This window comes from Mesorhizobium sp. AD1-1 (assembly GCF_020164655.1).
Taxonomy (GTDB): Bacteria; Pseudomonadota; Alphaproteobacteria; order Rhizobiales; family Rhizobiaceae; genus Mesorhizobium; species Mesorhizobium ciceri.
The window spans coordinates 56,494-72,470 of sequence record NZ_JAIUGP010000019.1 but is presented as its reverse complement, the minus strand read 5'-3'; the positions used below and the strand labels follow the sequence as shown (position 1 = coordinate 72,470).

General features: G+C 63.0%; 16 protein-coding genes. 10 read left to right on the top strand and 6 right to left on the bottom strand.

The annotated features are described in order from the left end of the window. Position 1: 1 nt before the first annotated feature. The gene (locus LB519_RS27725) at positions 2-253 is read right to left on the bottom strand and encodes a hypothetical protein (RefSeq protein WP_224621643.1); all 252 of its coding nucleotides are present in this window, start codon (positions 251-253) and stop codon (positions 2-4) included. Positions 254-500: 247 nt separating this feature from the next. Here LB519_RS27725 and hisS point away from each other — a divergent pair, with 247 nt between their 5' ends. The 5 genes from hisS to LB519_RS27700 all read left to right on the top strand — a co-directional run bounded on the left by hisS (position 501) and on the right by LB519_RS27700 (position 7,158). After that, on the top strand, positions 501-2,003 hold the full coding sequence (gene hisS, locus LB519_RS27720) for a histidine--tRNA ligase (RefSeq protein WP_064994660.1): 1,503 nt from the start codon (positions 501-503) through the stop codon (positions 2,001-2,003). Between the two features lie 60 nt (positions 2,004-2,063). Further along, positions 2,064-3,185 (top strand): ATP phosphoribosyltransferase regulatory subunit, encoded by a 1,122-nt coding sequence (locus tag LB519_RS27715; protein WP_224621642.1) that lies wholly within the window; start codon positions 2,064-2,066, stop codon positions 3,183-3,185. Beyond that, positions 3,182-3,880, top strand: coding sequence for an ATP phosphoribosyltransferase (gene hisG / locus LB519_RS27710; protein WP_064994662.1), 699 nt, complete (start codon positions 3,182-3,184; stop codon positions 3,878-3,880). Before LB519_RS27715 ends, hisG begins: the two co-directional genes overlap by 4 nt. A 332-nt stretch (positions 3,881-4,212) precedes the next feature. Further along, complete coding sequence (locus LB519_RS27705; protein ID WP_063172762.1) at positions 4,213-5,985, top strand: AMP-binding protein; 1,773 nt, start codon at positions 4,213-4,215, stop codon at positions 5,983-5,985. Between the two features lie 69 nt (positions 5,986-6,054). Continuing rightward, a complete protein-coding gene (locus tag LB519_RS27700; protein WP_064994664.1) occupies positions 6,055-7,158 on the top strand; it encodes a calcium:proton antiporter in 1,104 nt (367 codons plus the stop codon). Between the two features lie 243 nt (positions 7,159-7,401). Here LB519_RS27700 and LB519_RS27695 read toward each other — a convergent pair whose 3' ends face one another. From LB519_RS27695 to LB519_RS27680, 4 genes are all read right to left on the bottom strand, one after another. Beyond that, positions 7,402-7,635, bottom strand: a complete 234-nt coding sequence (locus tag LB519_RS27695) for a LysR substrate-binding domain-containing protein (RefSeq protein ID WP_224621641.1) — start codon at positions 7,633-7,635, stop codon at positions 7,402-7,404. A 36-nt stretch (positions 7,636-7,671) separates the two neighbouring features. Then, the gene (locus LB519_RS27690; RefSeq protein ID WP_224621640.1) at positions 7,672-7,839 is read right to left on the bottom strand and encodes a LysR family transcriptional regulator; all 168 of its coding nucleotides are present in this window, start codon (positions 7,837-7,839) and stop codon (positions 7,672-7,674) included. A 180-nt stretch (positions 7,840-8,019) separates the two neighbouring features. Next, positions 8,020-8,694, bottom strand: coding sequence for a TetR/AcrR family transcriptional regulator (locus LB519_RS27685; protein WP_013530362.1), 675 nt, complete (start codon positions 8,692-8,694; stop codon positions 8,020-8,022). A 114-nt stretch (positions 8,695-8,808) separates the two neighbouring features. Further along, positions 8,809-9,753 (bottom strand): nucleoside hydrolase, encoded by a 945-nt coding sequence (locus tag LB519_RS27680; protein ID WP_013530363.1) that lies wholly within the window; start codon positions 9,751-9,753, stop codon positions 8,809-8,811. A 101-nt stretch (positions 9,754-9,854) separates the two neighbouring features. On the opposite strand from LB519_RS27680, the gene LB519_RS27675 reads away from it, so the two are divergent. From LB519_RS27675 to LB519_RS27660, 4 genes are all read left to right on the top strand, one after another. Next, the gene (locus LB519_RS27675) at positions 9,855-10,862 is read left to right on the top strand and encodes an isopenicillin N synthase family dioxygenase (RefSeq protein ID WP_013530364.1); all 1,008 of its coding nucleotides are present in this window, start codon (positions 9,855-9,857) and stop codon (positions 10,860-10,862) included. A gap of 93 nt (positions 10,863-10,955) precedes the next feature. Continuing rightward, positions 10,956-11,813 (top strand): ABC transporter substrate-binding protein, encoded by an 858-nt coding sequence (locus LB519_RS27670; protein ID WP_013530365.1) that lies wholly within the window; start codon positions 10,956-10,958, stop codon positions 11,811-11,813. A gap of 143 nt (positions 11,814-11,956) precedes the next feature. Continuing rightward, on the top strand, positions 11,957-12,898 hold the full coding sequence (locus tag LB519_RS27665; RefSeq protein ID WP_013530366.1) for an amino acid ABC transporter permease: 942 nt from the start codon (positions 11,957-11,959) through the stop codon (positions 12,896-12,898). 50 nt (positions 12,899-12,948) lie between these two features. Then, positions 12,949-13,701 carry an amino acid ABC transporter ATP-binding protein gene (locus tag LB519_RS27660; RefSeq protein ID WP_164745975.1) on the top strand — a complete coding sequence of 251 codons (753 nt, stop codon included), beginning with the start codon at positions 12,949-12,951 and terminating at the stop codon, positions 13,699-13,701. An 86-nt stretch (positions 13,702-13,787) separates the two neighbouring features. On the opposite strand, the gene LB519_RS27655 is transcribed toward LB519_RS27660, so the two are convergent. Continuing rightward, on the bottom strand, positions 13,788-14,465 hold the full coding sequence (locus tag LB519_RS27655) for an MIP family channel protein (protein ID WP_013530368.1): 678 nt from the start codon (positions 14,463-14,465) through the stop codon (positions 13,788-13,790). Positions 14,466-14,646: 181 nt separating this feature from the next. On the opposite strand from LB519_RS27655, the gene LB519_RS27650 reads away from it, so the two are divergent. Next, entirely contained in the window at positions 14,647-15,936 is a 1,290-nt protein-coding gene (locus LB519_RS27650; protein WP_063170136.1) for an RsmB/NOP family class I SAM-dependent RNA methyltransferase, read from the top strand. The last annotated feature ends 41 nt before the right edge of the window (positions 15,937-15,977 follow it).

Genomic DNA, 15,977 nt, shown 5'->3' with positions numbered 1-15,977 from the left:
CTCAGGTGCCGTTGGCGCTGGCCAGCACCAGGCCGGCGACGATCGCCACCACCGTGGCCAGGGTCGGATAGATCACCAGCAGGCCGGTCATCAAGGCGTCGCGCATGGATGGTCCCTTGCCGGTGTCGGCGGGTACTTCGAACGGTCCGGCAGCCTGGCTGATCATTTTCGGGACGTTGATGTCGGCCGGGCGCAGGCGTGCGGACAATCCGGCGTCGCTGTCGATGGCATGGAATCTTGCTGTGCTGGTCATGGCCGCGAACCCTCATTTCCCGCGCTTTATCGGCGGCGATTGTGTCGGCACGATGCCGCACGCATGGCGGGATTGTTTCATTTGCGGTCCGGATTGGTTTCAAGGAGGTGCGGCATCGCCTTCTCTCATCGGCAGCGCCAGAGGTCTGACCCTTGCCGCATCCGACCTCTTCGGTTAGGACACCCGCGTTGCGAAAATCGCAACATTGCCGACCTGCAAGCATCATAAAACGCCGAGCAAACACCCCATGGCCGATAAATCGGAAAAGACGAAAGCGCGACTGCCGCGCGGCTTTGCCGACCGCAGCGCCGAGGACATCCGCGCCGTCGAGAAGATGATGGCGACGATCCGCTCGGTCTATGAGCTTTACGGTTTCGAACCGGCCGACCAGCCGCTGATCGAATACACCGATGCGCTCGGAAAATTCCTCCCCGACCAGGACCGGCCGAACGAAGGCGTGTTCTCCTTCCAGGATGACGACGATCAGTGGCTGTCGCTGCGCTACGACCTGACCGCGCCGACGGCGCGTTATGTCGCCGAGAATTACGAGCGGCTGCCAAAACCTTACCGCAGCTATCGCTCAGGCTGGGTGTTCCGCAACGAGAAGCCCGGCCCCGGCCGCTTCCGCCAGTTCATGCAGTTCGATGCCGACACGATCGGCACGCCGGGTGTGGCCGCCGACGCCGAAATGGCGATGATGATGGCCGACGTCATGGAAGCGCTCGGCATCAAGCGCGGCGACTACGTCATCCGCGTCAACAACCGCAAGGTGCTGGATGGCGTGCTGGAGGCGATCGGCCTTGGCGGCGAGGAGAATGCCGGCCGCCGGCTGACGGTGCTGCGTGCGATCGACAAGCTCGACAAGCTCGGGCCGGAAGGCGTGAAGCTTTTGCTTGGCCCGGGCCGCTGGGACGGCGGCAAGGAGGGCGAAGGCGACTTCGCCAAGGGCGCCGGGTTGAACAACGGGCAAGCCGAGGCGGTTCTTCTCGCGACTGCGAGGACTATACAGGCCGGCCAGGATTCCATGGTCAGTTCGAACGCGATCTACCAGGAAGGCGTCGGCGAACTCGCCACGATTGAAGCGCTGGTCAGGGCGGCCGGATATGGCGAAGACCGGATTGCCATGGACCGCTCGGTCGTGCGCGGCCTCGAATACTACACCGGCCCTGTCTTCGAAGCCGAGCTTCTGGCCGAAATCCCCAACGAAGACGGCCAGATCGTTCGCTTCGGTTCGGTCGGTGGCGGCGGGCGCTATGATGGCCTTGTTTCGCGCTTTCGCGGCGAGCCGGTGCCGGCGACCGGTTTTTCCATCGGCGTCTCCAGGCTGATGACCGCGCTGAAGAACCTCGGCAAGCTTGATGCCTCGGACGTGATTGCGCCGGTCGTCGTGCTGGTGATGGACAAGGACACCGACAGCCTCGGCCGCTATCAGAAGATGGTGGCGGAGCTGCGCGCCGCCGGCATCCGTTCCGAAATGTATCTCGGCGGCGCCGGCATGAAGGCGCAGCTCAAATATGCCGACCGTCGCGGCTGTCCGGTCGCCATCATCCAGGGCGGCGATGAGCGCGCCAAGGGCGAGCTGCAGATCAAGGACCTGATCGAAGGCGCGCGCATGTCGGCCGAAATATCAGACAACGCCGAATGGCGCGCCGCACGCCCGGCGCAGGTGACGGTGGCGGAGGGCGAGCTGGTCGTCGAGGTGAGGAAGATATTGGCGGCGCAGGCTGAGGAGAGGGCGCGTGGCAAGTAGAGGCCGCGTTGGCGCCTCTGGTTTGGGACCAGAGGGTCGTGCAGCACTGAGGTCAGCAAGTTGACCTCCCGCACCCCCGCCATCTCCACCGACATCACCAACCTTTTCGCCACGCGCAACACGCATGCGGTCGAGGTCGCCATACTACAACCCGCCGACCCGTTCCTCGACATGGCCGGCGAGGATCTGCGCCGCCGGATTTTCCTGACCGAAAGCGAGACCGGCCAGACATTGTGCCTGCGGCCGGAATTCACCATCCCGGTCTGTCTCGACCACATCAGCTCGCAGGCCGGCACGCCGCGCCGTTATTCCTATCTGGGCGAGGTGTTTCGCCAGCGCCGCGAAGGCGGCAACGAGTTCTTCCAGGCCGGCATCGAGGATCTCGGCGACCGCGATACCGCGCAAGCGGATGCCCGCTCGGTGGCTGACGCGCATGCGCTGCTATCGCTGGTGCTGCCCGGCCAGGCATTGGCGATCACGCTTGGCGACCAGACCATTTTCGAGGCGGTGCTGGCCGCCCTTGGCCTGCCGCGCGGCTGGCGCATGCGTCTTGCCCGCGCGTTCGGCTCGGCGCCGATGCTTGAGGCGGCACTCGCCGATCTCGCCAACCCGCCGCGCAACAGCCAGCTCTCAGGTCCGGTCGCCGCTCTGGTCCTCGACGGTGATCTGGACGGTCTTTCCGCCCATATCGCCAGCGGCATGGAAGAGGCCGGCCTGTCGGCGTCCGCCGGACGCTCGCCATCCGACATTGCCCGGCGGCTGATCGAGAAAGCCGAATTGCGCAGCGTTCGGCTGTCGAGCGAGGCGTTTTCCGCGCTGAAGGATTTTCTGGCGATCGACGTTCCGCTAGATCGCGCGGCCCAGGCGCTGGAGACCTTCGCCACCAGCGCCGGTCTGTCGCTCGATATCGCGCTGGAAAAGTTCGCTGCCCGCGCCAAGGCGATCGAAGCGCATGGCTTGCCGGCTGATAAAATCCGCTACGACGCCGCCTTCGGCCGCCCGCTCGACTACTACACCGGCCTGGTTTTCGAAATCGCGGCCGACAATGGCGACCGGCCGCTGGTCGGCGGCGGCCGCTATGACCGGCTGCTGACCTTGCTTGGCGCCAAGACGCCTATCCCCGGCGTCGGCTTTTCGGTCTGGCTCGACCGCATCGAGGCATTGCGGGAGACGGCGCCATGATCACGCTGGCGATCCCGTCGAAAGGCCGCCTGAAAGAGCAGGCGCTGGACGTGCTGGCCAAAGCCGGGTTAGCCGTCAGCCTGCCCGGCGACGAGCGCAAATACCACGCCCGCGTCGAGGGCCTGGACGATGTCGAAGTGGTGTTCCTGTCGGCTTCCGAGATATCAGGCGAGATCGGCCAGGGTGCCGTCGATCTCGGCATCACCGGCGAGGACCTGGTGCGTGAAAACCTTGCCGACTGGGAGAGCCGCGCCGAAATCGTCGCCCGTCTCGGTTTTGGCCATGCCGATGTCGTGGTGGCCGTGCCGGACATCTGGCTCGACGTCGACACCATGGCCGATCTCGACGACGTCGCTGCCGATTTTCGCCAGCGCCATGGCCGGCGGCTGCGCATCGCCACCAAATACTGGCGGCTGACCCAGCAATTCTTCTCGCAGAAGCACGGCATCCAGGTCTACCGCATCGTCGAGAGCCTGGGGGCCACCGAAGGTGCGCCGGCGGCGGGTCTGGCCGATGTCATCGTCGACATCACAACCACCGGCTCGACGCTACGCGCCAATCATCTCAAGGTGCTGGGCGATGGCCTCGTCCTGCGCTCGCAGGCTTGTCTCGTGGCGTCCAGGAAGACACGGGCGGCGGCCGATGAAGCGGTCCTGCGCGACATCGCGGCGAAGATGGCGACTGCGGTCGGATAGCGGCGGGCCTTCGCCCGCTGCCCCTCAGGGCTCCGAACCCGGCTTGAAAACCCTGACGGCGGCCGTCCCGCGGCGTCGGTAGCTTTGCGCCGGGGTTTTCCTGTATAGGAATTATTTCCTTGACTGGTGAGGGCAGCTATGCTACATTTTTGCCCATGGTGCTGATTTGCGCCAGTGACCCGCCGCCCAGGCGGGTTTTTGCGTTGATGTTCATCAACCAACGAAGGCCCCGAAGCGTCGTGGGCCGGATCGTTGCCCTGCCACGACTATCGGCGGGATTTTCACCACCCCCTCAGGCTGATAGGCTCGGCCAATCCCGGGAGGAGAGAGCGATGCCGGTCAATCTCGACGAGCTGAAGAATGCCAGCAATCTGCGCGGACGCGGAGCGCGAGCGGGCGGTGTCTTCGTCGCACCCGTCGATGGTAGGGCGCATGTCTCTGGCGAACGCAGCGTGCCGCTGCTCGACAAGACCATCCCCGCGCTGTTTTCCGACACGGTCAGCAAATATGGCACGCTCGACGCCGCCGTCTTCGTCGACCAGAACAAGCGCTTCACCTGGAGCGAACTTTCGGACACGGTGGATGCGCTGGCCGCCGGCTTCCTGGCACTGGGCCTGGCAAAGGGCGATCGCGTCGGCATCTGGTCGCCCAACCGCTGGGAATGGCTGGTGACGCAGTTCGCCACCGCCCGCATCGGCCTGATCCTGGTCAACATCAACCCGGCCTATCGGTTGACCGAGCTCGACTATGCGCTGAACAAGGTCGGCTGCAAGGCGCTGGTCACCGCTGCCAGGTTCAAGACGTCAGATTATCTCGGCATGATCGAGACGCTGGCACCCGAGATCGCCAAGGCCACACCGGGCAAGCTCAAGGCACAAAAACTGCCGGCGTTGAAGATCGTCATCCGCATGGGTGACGAGAACTCGCCCGGCATGTTCAATTTCGGTGATGTGCTGGCCATGGCCGGGCGTGACGAGCATGACAGCCTCGACCGCATCTCTGAGAAGCTGAAGCCGGGCGAAGCCATCAACATCCAGTTCACCTCAGGCACCACGGGAGCCCCCAAGGGCGCGACGCTGACCCACGGCAACATCGTCAACAACGGCAATTTCGTCACTTCGGCGATCAAGCTGACCGCCGACGACCGGCTCTGCATACCAGTGCCGCTCTACCACTGCTTCGGCATGTCGATGGGCACGATGGGTTGCGTCTCGAAAGGCGCCACCATGGTTTTCCCGGGAGAAGGGTTCGACGCCGGCGCCACGCTGAAGGCGGTGGCTCAGGAACGCTGCACCGGGCTCTATGGCGTACCGACCATGTTCGTTGCTCTGCTGGATCATCCGGATTTTTCCGCCTTCGATCTCTCCAGCCTGCGCACCGGCATCATGGCCGGTTCGCCATGCCCGATCGAGGTGATGAAAAAGGTGGTGTCGCTGATGCATATGGAACAGGTGACCATCGCCTACGGCATGACCGAGACCAGCCCGGTGTCGTTCCAGAGCGGCGTCGACGACCCCCTGGAAAAGCGCGTCTCGACCGTCGGGCGCATCCACCCCCATGTCGAGGTCAAGGCGGTCGATGCCGATGGCGCTACAGTTGCGGTCGGCGTACCGGGCGAGCTTTGCACGCGCGGCTATTCGGTGATGAAGGGTTACTGGGACGACGACGACAAGACCCGCGAGGCGATCGACGCCGACGGCTGGATGCACACCGGCGACCTCGCCACCATCGACGCCGAGGGCTATTGCAACATCGTCGGCCGGGTCAAGGACATGGTCATCCGCGGTGGCGAGAACGTCTATCCCAGGGAGGTCGAGGAATTCCTCTACCGCCATCCAAAGGTCAAGGAGGTGCAGGTGTTCGGCATTCCCGACGCCAAATATGGCGAGGAGCTGTGCGCCTGGATCGTGCTCAAGCCCGGCCAGATCGCCACCGAGCAGGAGGTCAGAAACTTCTGCGCCGGCCAGATCGCCCATTACAAGATCCCCCGCCACATCCGCTTCCGCACCGAATTGCCGATGACGGTGACCGGCAAGCCGCAGAAGTTCTTGATGCGCGAGGCGATGGTGGAGGAGCTGGGCTTGGTGGCGCAGAAGACGGCGTGAACGGGTGAACGCTTCGATCTGTCGGTGCGCGAATGCAGCCACGGTTCGCAGCAGCGCGCAGGGGCTTGCATGAGCGGTTTCGGACGTTCGGTGACTTCATATGCGATGCCGCTGGCCGCCTTGGTCATGGCTGTCGCCGTCAGGGCCGGCGGGGTGTCGGCGGACGAAGGTTCGCTGGGCGTCAGGATACTCGTCGGAGCGCTTTCGAGTGCGATCATGTTCACCACCATTTTCGTGGTGCTCGACCACGCCGAGGCGGTGGCTCGGCGTGTAGGAGAGCCCTACGGCACATTGGTGCTGACTTTTGCCGTGACGGCAATCGAGGTGTCGATCATCGTTTCCATGATGCTGCATGGAGAGAACAACCCTACGCTTGCGCGTGAGTCCGTCTTTTCAACGGTGATGATTGCATCTACCGGCGTCGTCGGCACGTGTCTTGCGCTTGGCGGCTGGCGCCATCGCAAGCAGGCAATTGTTCGACAAGGGACCAGCGCATATTTGGCGGTTCTGATCGCGCTGACCATCATGACGCTTATTCTGCCAACCTACACACAAGCTACGGGGCCGGGCACATTTTCGGCAGCTCAACTTGGCTTTGTGAGCGTGCTTTCGGTGCTGCTTTATGCAAGCTTCGTGTTCGCGCAGACCGTCCGCCACCGGGAAGACTTTGTCGAAGGGCAGGCCCACGGCGTTTCGCTGCGGACTGCTCCGCACGAAAGCGTCTTTGCCAGCGCTCTGTTGCTGATGGCCGGCCTGATCGGCATTGTCATGCTCGCCGAGCAGGTCGCGGCAAGCGTCGAAGATACGCTCGTTGCCTACCAGGTGACCCAGGCTGACAGCATTGTGGGGGCAATGATCGCCGGGCTGGTGTTGATGCCGGAGGCCATTTCGGCGGTTCGCGCTTCACTCAACAATGAGCTGCAACGCGGTTTGAATGTCGCGATGGGTTCCGCTTGCGCCACAATCGGTTTGACAATACCGGCGGTCGCAGCCGCCAGCCTGCTGACGGGCAGAGGGTTAACCCTGGGGCTTCCAGCGACTGACACAGTGCTTTTGATTTTAGCGCTCTTCATATGCAATGTGAGCTTTAGTACTGAAAGAACAACATTCTTGACGGGCGCTGTCCATATCGTGGTATTTCTTACATATATATTTCTTATATTTGTGCCATGAACTCTGGCTCAGGTTGGCGCTTGAGGGCTGGCTCGCGCTGCGGCTGGGCAATGGCCGACGTCGGCTGTAAACCCCGATTGGCATCCAACATCGGTGGGGCGTCCACGCCGCCATGGCGCTGCATCGTCGAAATGAGCAGATGGTCGAGGGCACAGAATTCGTCCAGGGTGATCGGTCCCTTGCCGCGCGGATGGCCGTGCCCCTGGGCGGTGACGAATTCCTCTTCGAACAGTTTCTGCCTGATCAGGCCACTCGAACGTCTTCCGCGGCTCCGATGAAGAGATCGATGTCGCCCTGCTCCAGGTGCTCGACGATCCTCGGCTTGTCGGGCACCGTAAAGGCGACCTTTGCGTTGGGAGCTTGGGATTTGAACCGCGGAATGAGGTCCGGAGCCAGGATCGCTGCCGGATTGTCCGTTGCGGCAATGCGATAGACACGTTTGCTTGTGGCGGGGTCGAACAGATGAGCAGTATTCACGAAATCGCTCAACCGAGCAGCCGGACGAGTTCGGGCTCAAGTGCCAGGGTCGTTCAGCAATTGACGCAGCCGCGTCAGGCGGGCCGACAAGGCCGATTGGGTAATGTTCAATCTCGACGCCGCATGGGTGACGTTCTGGTGCTTCAACAGCGCATCGAGTGTCAGCAGCAAGCCAACGTCGAAATCCGATAGCCGTTTTGTCAATGGGACCTCGAACCAGCAGGCGCTATTCAATCGGTAGCGCTCTCTAGCACGGTTCCGGAGATTGAAGGACAATGGCTTCGAAGTTTACTGCCGCCTATGGCGATTTTGCGACAGGTGCTGCTCCTCGCCACAACGCGGCCCGACCGTTCCAGATGGCACGACTGTTTCCAGCCAGAGGTCCTAACGACGATCGGCCCGCATCTCCGTCGACTTCGGCGCCGTGCCGGGTTCTTGAACGAGCGGTCCGAGCAGCACTTCTCCGAACAGTGGCTGGTAGCGGCGGCGCACGGCCGGGTCTTCCTTGAAGGACAGTGCGTACTGGCCGATCTGGTGGAAATAGGTGATGCGCGCCCGCACGATGCTCTCGTCTTCCGAATAGCCCATGGCGCGGAACGCCCGGATGAGCAGCGCGATGCGCAGATCGTCGATGTCCTTGACTTCCTGAGCGAGCTTTTTCGATGTCCGTGACCAATCGCGAACAGCCAGGTCAAGCAGCGGGCTGAAAGGGGCTTCATCCACCCAGACATGCACGATGTCGGTGAAGAACTGCAGGCCGTCTATGTCGTGGATCTCGCGCATCGCCCAGAACGGCGCGCAATTGCTGTTTCGCCATTCCTGCAAGAGGCCGCCGCGAAGGTCCGCCAGGCTGGCAAAATGGAAATAGAAGCTGCCCCGCGTGACCTTCAACTGCTGCGCCAGGCGGTCGATCTTGACCTCGCCGATGCCGCGCTTTTCCAGCACCTTGCGCGCCGCCGCAATCCAGGCCTCACGGCTGAGCGTCTGCCGCGCCGCTTTTGATCGCACCGCCGGTCGAGGCGGTCGTTTCGTTTTCGCCAGCACGCCTTTCCCGTTCATGAAATTCGAGACCTTCGTCGCCGCGCGCAACGCGCATGGCCGATTCGCCTATCGAACCGCCCCGTGACTGCTTCGCAATTCTCCGTGTCACCGTCTATCGCCGGATACGCATTTTCAGGGCAGTGCACTGATTCGCTCCAGCATCAGCGTGAAGAACGGCGCCGGATCGATCCGGCGCAGGACATTGCAGTTCTTGCGGCGGCCGGTGACGTGCCACCAGTCGACGACGGTCATGCCTATGGTTTCGGGCGAGACGATATCGACCGTCACGGCGCACTGGCGCTGCTCGTAGATCCCCGGGGCCAGAAGGTAACCGGTGACGCACGCATCGTGGATGGGACGCGCCGCCGTCGCGAATTTGTGGGTGCCGTATTGGCGATAGAAGTCGGCCATGTTGGCGGCCTCGATCGCCGCGCGACTGCCGGTGGCGCGCAGGGCGTCGAGCCATTCAGGCGTCATCAGGGCAGTGTAGGTGCAGTCGATGCCGGCCATCGTCACCGGGACGCCGCTGTCGAACACTTTGTGCGCGGCATGCGGATCGACAAAGATGTTGAACTCCGCGGCAGGCGTGGCATTGCCGCCTTGAAAAAAGCCCCCGCCCATCAGCACGACTTCGCGCAGCCGAGGGACGATTTTCGGTTCCATGGTCATGGCCATGGCCAGGTTGGTCATCGGCCCGAGCGTGCAGACGGTCAACGCGCCTTCCGGCGCATCCATGATCGTGCGCACCAGGTAATTGACTGCGTGCTCGCTCTGCAGCGGTGTGACGGGTTCGGGCAGATCGGCGCCGTCGAGGCCCGTTTCGCCGTGAACATACTCGGCCGTGATCAGCTTGCGCACCATCGGCGCCGGGCAGCCGGCATAGACCGGCACATCGGGTCGTCCGGCAAGTTCCACGACCTTGAGCGCATTCTTCGACGTTAGGGCAAGCGGCACGTTGCCGCCGACTGTCGTGATGCCGACTACCTCGAGTTCGGCTGGCGAGCCTAGCGCGAAAAGGATCGCGAACGCGTCATCCTGACCTGGGTCGGTGTCGATGATTATCTTGCGTGGTGCCATTGTGCCGCGTTTTTCCCGTTGCGCTCGAAAGCCTATTGCTGAGGCGATTTGGATGTGTAGAAATACAGTACTGTATCTTATGTTCAAGAGAAGGTGTTCGAATGGACGCACGCGGCGACTTTTCCGAAATTCCGATCATCGATGTGTCGGCGCTCTATGGCGATGACCAGGAAGCGATCGCCGCGACGGCGGCGACACTGCGCCGCCATCTCGAGACGATCGGCTTCCTCTATGTCGTCGGGCATCCGATCCCGCGTGCCGACGTCGAAGCGGTTCGCGAAGCCAGCAAGCGCTTCTTCGCTCTGCCCGAGGAGCAGAAACTGGCGCTGAAGATCGACAGGAATTTCCGCGGCTACCTGCCCTTTGCCGGCTCGACGATCGTGACGTCGTCGGTGGCGACAGTAAGCAAGCCGAACCAGAGCGAATCGATCTTCTTCATGCACGAGGTCGAGGCCGACGACCCCAGGACATTGGCCGACAAGCCGCTGCAGGGTCCCAACCAGTGGCCGGACGAGGCAACGCTTGCTGGCTTCAGGCCAACGATTGAACGCTATGTCGATGAGATGAGCACACTGGCCCGCAAAATGGTCGGCGCCATCGCTCTTTCGCTTGGACTTCCGACCGACAGTCTCGACCGTTATTTCGATCAGCCGACAACCTTCCTGCGGTTGCTGCACTACCCGACGCAGCCGCATGAGGAGGGGCTATTCGGTTCGGCCCCTCACACCGATTACGGCTTCATTACACTGCTGGCGCAGGACAATGTCGGCGGCCTGGAAGTCAAGAACAAGGCGGGCGAATGGGTTCCCGCGCCTCCGGTCCCGGACTCCTTCGTGATGAATGTCGGCGACATCCTGGCGCGCTGGTCGAACGACCAGTTCGTCTCGACGCCGCATCGCGTCATCAACCGGTCGGGGCGCGAGCGCTATTCCCAGCCCTTCTTCTTCGACCCGTCCATGGATGAAACGATCGAGGCGCTGCCGGTCTGCGTGCCGGCCGGTAGCCAGCCGAAATATGAGCCGGTGCTCTACGGCGACTATCTGATGGAGCGCATCGACAAGAACTACCATTACCGCAAGAAAAAGGCTGCGGAAGCAGCCGGTACATAGACGGATCAATGCTTGGCTGCGGCGATGAGGACGCGAGGCCCTGATTGGAGAGCAGACTGCAGGAACCGTTGTAATCAAAAAAGGGGAACGAAAATGAGAGCACATTTACAGATGGCAGGTTTGGCGCTGGCCGCACTTGCCATAGCCTGGAGCGGACCTTCAGGCGCCGCCAAGGTGACGAAATCGGCCGAGGTTCAGCAGACCGGCATGCTGACCGTCGCCAACACGCTGGACTATGCGCCTTTCGAGTATCTCGACGCCGACGGCAAACAGACCGGGATTATCATAGAACTGGCCGGTGAGGTGGCCAAGCTGGTCGGCGCCAAGCTGGACGTGGCGCGCACACCTTTCCCCTCGATGATACCGGGCCTGGCGGCCGGCCGTTTCAAGGTCGCTTGGGAGACTTTCTCCGCCACGCCGGAGCGGCTCAAGCAGGTCGATTTCGTCATGTTCCTGAAGGCCGGCCTGGCTGTTTCGACGTCACCGGACAAGAAGGCGAGTTTCAGCGGCGACACCCCGCTCTGCGGCAAGCGGATCGGCGTTTCGGCAGGCAGCGCATCGGATTTCCTGGTCGACAAGCTGAGCACGGATTGCACCGGCAAGGGCCAGGCAGCCATCGAAAAATCGGTCTTCAACTCGTCGACGGATATCGTCCAGGCGGTGCTGTCCGACCGCGTCGACGCCCGCATGGACGATGCGACCGCCTCGAGCTATTTCGAGGTCACCAGCAAGGGCCAGCTCGTGGTGCTGCCGACCCTCTATGAAGTCGCGCCGCTCGGCATGGCGATCGCCAAGGACGACAAGGAGACCGCCGATATGATGGTGGGCGCACTCTCCGAGCTGTTCAAGAACGGCACCTACAAGGCTATTCTCGACAAATACGGCATGGGCGCCTACGCGATCAAGGAGCCCTATTTCGTCGGCAGCATGGAGGCGTTGCGCGCCGACTGACAAAGTTTTGTCCAGTCGGACGCACTTTGTTCTAAAACTTTGATCATGCTTTCCGAAATCATTTGGGGCTGATGCGATAGCGGTTGTCGGCGTCCGGTCTCGTGCCGGGCGCCGCTTCCGGATCAAGACCAGGAGAAGCAGCGATGGGCGCGGCCCACCCAAACGAGATACGCATCGAGCCGGGCGTCGCCGAGGCGGTTTCGCGCCTGACCGTCATGCCGCAGCGCCGCTACGGCATCTGGGTCGGCACGGCGCTGGCCCTGCTGGTGGCATTCCTGATCATCCGGGCCTTCGCCAGCAACCCTGCCTTTGCCTGGCCTACGGTGGTGAGTTACCTCCTGCATCCCTCTGTCATGCGCGGCCTTGGCAACACCTTGATGCTCACCGCGGTGATCATGATATTGGCGATCGTTGTCGGCACGGTCATCGCCATCATGCGCGTGTCGCCAAGCCCGGTGCTGCGTGCCTTCGCGGGTCTGTACGTCTGGTTTTTCCGTGGCGTACCGGCCCTGATACAGCTGATCTTCTGGTTCAACCTGTCGCTGCTGGTGCGCGAAGTCTCGTTGACCATCCCCTTTGTCGGCACGCTGTTTTCCGTGCGCACCAATGATTTCATGACTCCGTTCTTCTCTGCCGTCGTCGCCCTTTCCCTGTGCGAGGCGGGCTACATGGCCGAGATCATCCGGGCCGGCATCAAGTCGGTGCCGTCGGGCCAGGCTGAGGCGGCGAGCGCGCTTGGCATGCCGTACCGCATGATCCTGAAGCGCATCACGCTGCCGCAGGCGATGCGCTTCGTACTGCCGCCAACCGGCAATGAGGCCATTAACCTCCTGAAGATGACGTCGCTGGTGACATTCATCGCCGTCGACGACCTGTTCTATTCGGCGCAGAGCATCTATGCGCGCACCTTCGAGACGATCCCGCTTCTGATCGTGGTCGCCTTCTGGTATCTCGCGGTAGTCAGCATCATGTCGGTGGGACAGCATTTCCTCGAGCGACATTTCGGTCGCAGCGATACGCGCCGCGATGCCGTGACGATGCGCTTCCTGCGCAACATCATCAGCCTGCGTGGCATTTCCCGATGAGTGACGTGAAGGACGAAAATCGCGCCCGCTTCGGCGTCCCAGCCGACTCCATGGTTTTCGCGCGCGGCGTGCGCAAATCCTATGGTCCGCTCGAGGTTCTCAAGGGTGTCGATCTCGACGTACCCGTCGGATCGGTCGCCTGCATCATCGGCCCTTCGGGTTCCGGCAAGAGCACATTCCTGCGCTGCATCAACCATCTCGAGAAGCTCAGCGCCGGCATCCTGCTCGTCGACAGTCAGTTCGTCGGCTACGACCTTAGGGACGACAAGCTCTACGAGGTCAAGGACGACCTGCTTTGCCGGCGGCGCGCCGAGACCGGCATGCTGTTTCAGTCGTTCAACCTGTTCTCCCACATGACCGTGATGGAGAATTTGATTGAGGCGCCGACGCAGGTTCGGCGCATCCCCCCGGACGAGGCAAAGGCCGAAGCGGAGATTCTGCTTCGGCGCGTCGGTCTCCTGGACAAGGTCGACCGGTATCCGAGGGAACTGTCCGGCGGCCAGCAGCAGCGTGTCGCCATCGCGCGCGCGATGGCGATGAAGCCGAAAGTCCTGCTCTTCGATGAGCCGACATCGGCGCTCGACCCCGAACTCGTTGGCGAGGTGCTGCAGGTCATGCGCGATCTGGCCGAAAGCGGCATGACGATGGTCGTGGTCACCCACGAGGTAGGCTTCGCCCGCGAGATCGGCGATCAGCTGGTTTTCATGGATGGCGGTGTGATCATCGAACGCGGCGCTCCGCGCGAGATGATTGCCAATCCGGTATCGCCCCGAACCCGCGAGTTCCTGTCGCGGGTGCTTTGACGGCAAGAGAATCCACCCAAGAGAAGATCCACAAAAAAAGCGCGGGCCATGGCCCGCGCCTTCGCATATTCAGCCTTCCAAAGAGCTCAGTCCTTCTCGAAGATGCGCGCCTTGGCGACGACGCCGGCAATGGCGCCGCCGATCAACGGTGCCACGATGAACAGCCAGAGCTGGCCGATCGCCGCAGTTCCCGAAAACAGCGCCGGACCGATCGAGCGGGCCGGGTTGAGCGACGTGCCGGTCACCGGGATGATGGCGAAGTGCAGCCCTGCCAGCGTCAGGCCGATGACCAGTCCGGCGAACGCCGTCGAGTGCTTTTCGGCCGTGACGCCAAGGATCACGGTGACGAAGGTGAAGGTGCCGATCACTTCCCACAGGAAGGCCGAACTGACACCCCATTTCGTCACATCCCAGCCATTGGCGCCGAAGCCGGTGGTGTGTCCGCCAACCTGGCCGGAGACGATGATCCACAACGCCAGTGAAGCAAGGACGCCGCCGATGACCTGCGCGATCCAGTAGGGGATGACGTCCTTGGCCGGCAGGCGGCCGGCAAGGAAGACGCCGAGCGTCACCGCCGGGTTGAGATGCGCGCCCGAAATGGGGCCGATCGCATAGGCCGCGGCGATGAGGCCGATGCCGAACGCCAGACCGATGCCTTCCTGGCCAAGCGGCAGCGCGCCGCCGAAGCCGCCCGTCACCACAGAAGCCGTACCGATGAACACCAATAGAAATGTGCCTAGAACTTCCGCCAGATAAGTCTTCATTGCCCTCTCCTCGTGTCGATCCGCCGGTTCACCTTTTCGCGCCGCGAATCACAATCGGAAGAGTATTCGCAACCAGAAAAGTTGGAAAGCAGAGCGGTTGTGCCGGCCGACCTGCTTGTGCGCGCCGGTTGCGCGCTCTAGAGCAGGGCCGGAATAATTTTCTGCGTGACGGAACAAGACAATGCGACTGGGCGGAAGGCTGGCTGCGGCCATCGAAGTGCTGGAAGACATCGGCCGGCGCCACCGGCCGGTGGCGGACGCGCTGAAGGATTGGGGCCTGTCGCATCGCTTCGCCGGCGGCGGCGACCGTGCGGCCATCGGCAACATCGTCTATGACGCCTTGCGCCACAAGCGTTCCGCGGGCTGGCTGCTGGGGCAGGACACGCCGCGCGCCATTGGCTTCGGCGCCCTGCTGCTCGAATGGGGGCAGACGGCCCAGTCGCTCAACGAGGCGCTGGATGGTGACAAGTTCGCACCGCCGCTGCTGACCGCCGCCGAGCTTCAGGCCATCGCCGACGGTCGGCTCGCCGATGCGCCGGACGCGGTGCGGGCGGATGTTCCCGACTGGTGCGCGCCGCTTTTCGAGCGAGCCTTCGGCCCGAGCTGGGCCGACGAGGGCGCCGCGCTGGCAACGCGCCCGCCGCTCGACCTCAGGGTCAACACCTTGCAGGCCAACCGCGACAAGGTGCTGGCCGAACTGACGGGAACCGGCGCCAAACCCGCGGCAATCGCCCCGCACGGCATCCGCATTCCACCGATCGACGGCGATGGCCGGCACCCGAATGTGCAGGCCGAACCGGCCTTCCAGAAGGGCTGGTTCGAGGTCCAGGACGAAGGCTCGCAGATCGCGGCCGCCCTTGCCGGGGCCGAAGCCGGCATGCAGGTGCTGGATTTCTGCGCCGGCGCCGGTGGCAAGACGCTGGCACTGTCGGCTTCGATGGAAAATCGTGGCCAGATCTTTGCCCATGATGCGGAGAAAGCACGGCTGGCGCCGATCTTCGACCGCATCCGTCGTTCGGAAAACCGCAATGTGCAGGTGGTCACCAAGCCCACGGAACTCGCGCCGCTCGGCAACCACATGGACATCGTGCTGGTCGACGCGCCCTGCACCGGCAGCGGCACGTGGCGGCGCCGCCCCGACGCCAAGTGGCGGCTGACGCAGAGGCAGCTCGATACCCGCAAGGGCGAACAGTCGGCGATCCTCGATGCGGCCAAAGCCTATGTCAAACCGGGCGGCCTGCTGGTCTACATCACCTGCTCGGTGTTTGATGAGGAGAATGGCGAGCAGATCGCAGCCTTTCGGGACCGTAACAGCGGCTTTGTTCCCGTCGACCACCGCCAGCTCTGGGACAGCCGTTTTCCCGGCCATCCGGCAGCCGCGCGCATCGGCGCCAAAGGCGACATCTCGCTGTCGCCGGCGCTGAGCGGCACCGACGGGTTTTACTTCTGTGCGTTGCGCAGGTCGGCCTGAATCCGATCGGATGTCGCCAATTCCTGACGGATGCGTGGCGC

What these genes read in the sequence shown, in the direction of transcription:
- LB519_RS27725 (WP_224621643.1), bottom strand. Translation starts at nt 253, where the DNA reads ATGACCAGCACAGCAAGATTCCATGCCATCGACAGCGACGCCGGATTG.
- hisS (WP_064994660.1), top strand. Translation starts at nt 501, where the DNA reads ATGGCCGATAAATCGGAAAAGACGAAAGCGCGACTGCCGCGCGGCTTT.
- hisG (WP_064994662.1), top strand. Translation starts at nt 3,182, where the DNA reads ATGATCACGCTGGCGATCCCGTCGAAAGGCCGCCTGAAAGAGCAGGCG.
- LB519_RS27705 (WP_063172762.1), top strand. Translation starts at nt 4,213, where the DNA reads ATGCCGGTCAATCTCGACGAGCTGAAGAATGCCAGCAATCTGCGCGGA.
- LB519_RS27700 (WP_064994664.1), top strand. Translation starts at nt 6,055, where the DNA reads ATGAGCGGTTTCGGACGTTCGGTGACTTCATATGCGATGCCGCTGGCC.
- LB519_RS27685 (WP_013530362.1), bottom strand. Translation starts at nt 8,694, where the DNA reads ATGAACGGGAAAGGCGTGCTGGCGAAAACGAAACGACCGCCTCGACCG.
- LB519_RS27680 (WP_013530363.1), bottom strand. Translation starts at nt 9,753, where the DNA reads ATGGCACCACGCAAGATAATCATCGACACCGACCCAGGTCAGGATGAC.
- LB519_RS27675 (WP_013530364.1), top strand. Translation starts at nt 9,855, where the DNA reads ATGGACGCACGCGGCGACTTTTCCGAAATTCCGATCATCGATGTGTCG.
- LB519_RS27670 (WP_013530365.1), top strand. Translation starts at nt 10,956, where the DNA reads ATGAGAGCACATTTACAGATGGCAGGTTTGGCGCTGGCCGCACTTGCC.
- LB519_RS27665 (WP_013530366.1), top strand. Translation starts at nt 11,957, where the DNA reads ATGGGCGCGGCCCACCCAAACGAGATACGCATCGAGCCGGGCGTCGCC.
- LB519_RS27660 (WP_164745975.1), top strand. Translation starts at nt 12,949, where the DNA reads ATGGTTTTCGCGCGCGGCGTGCGCAAATCCTATGGTCCGCTCGAGGTT.
- LB519_RS27655 (WP_013530368.1), bottom strand. Translation starts at nt 14,465, where the DNA reads ATGAAGACTTATCTGGCGGAAGTTCTAGGCACATTTCTATTGGTGTTC.
- LB519_RS27650 (WP_063170136.1), top strand. Translation starts at nt 14,647, where the DNA reads ATGCGACTGGGCGGAAGGCTGGCTGCGGCCATCGAAGTGCTGGAAGAC.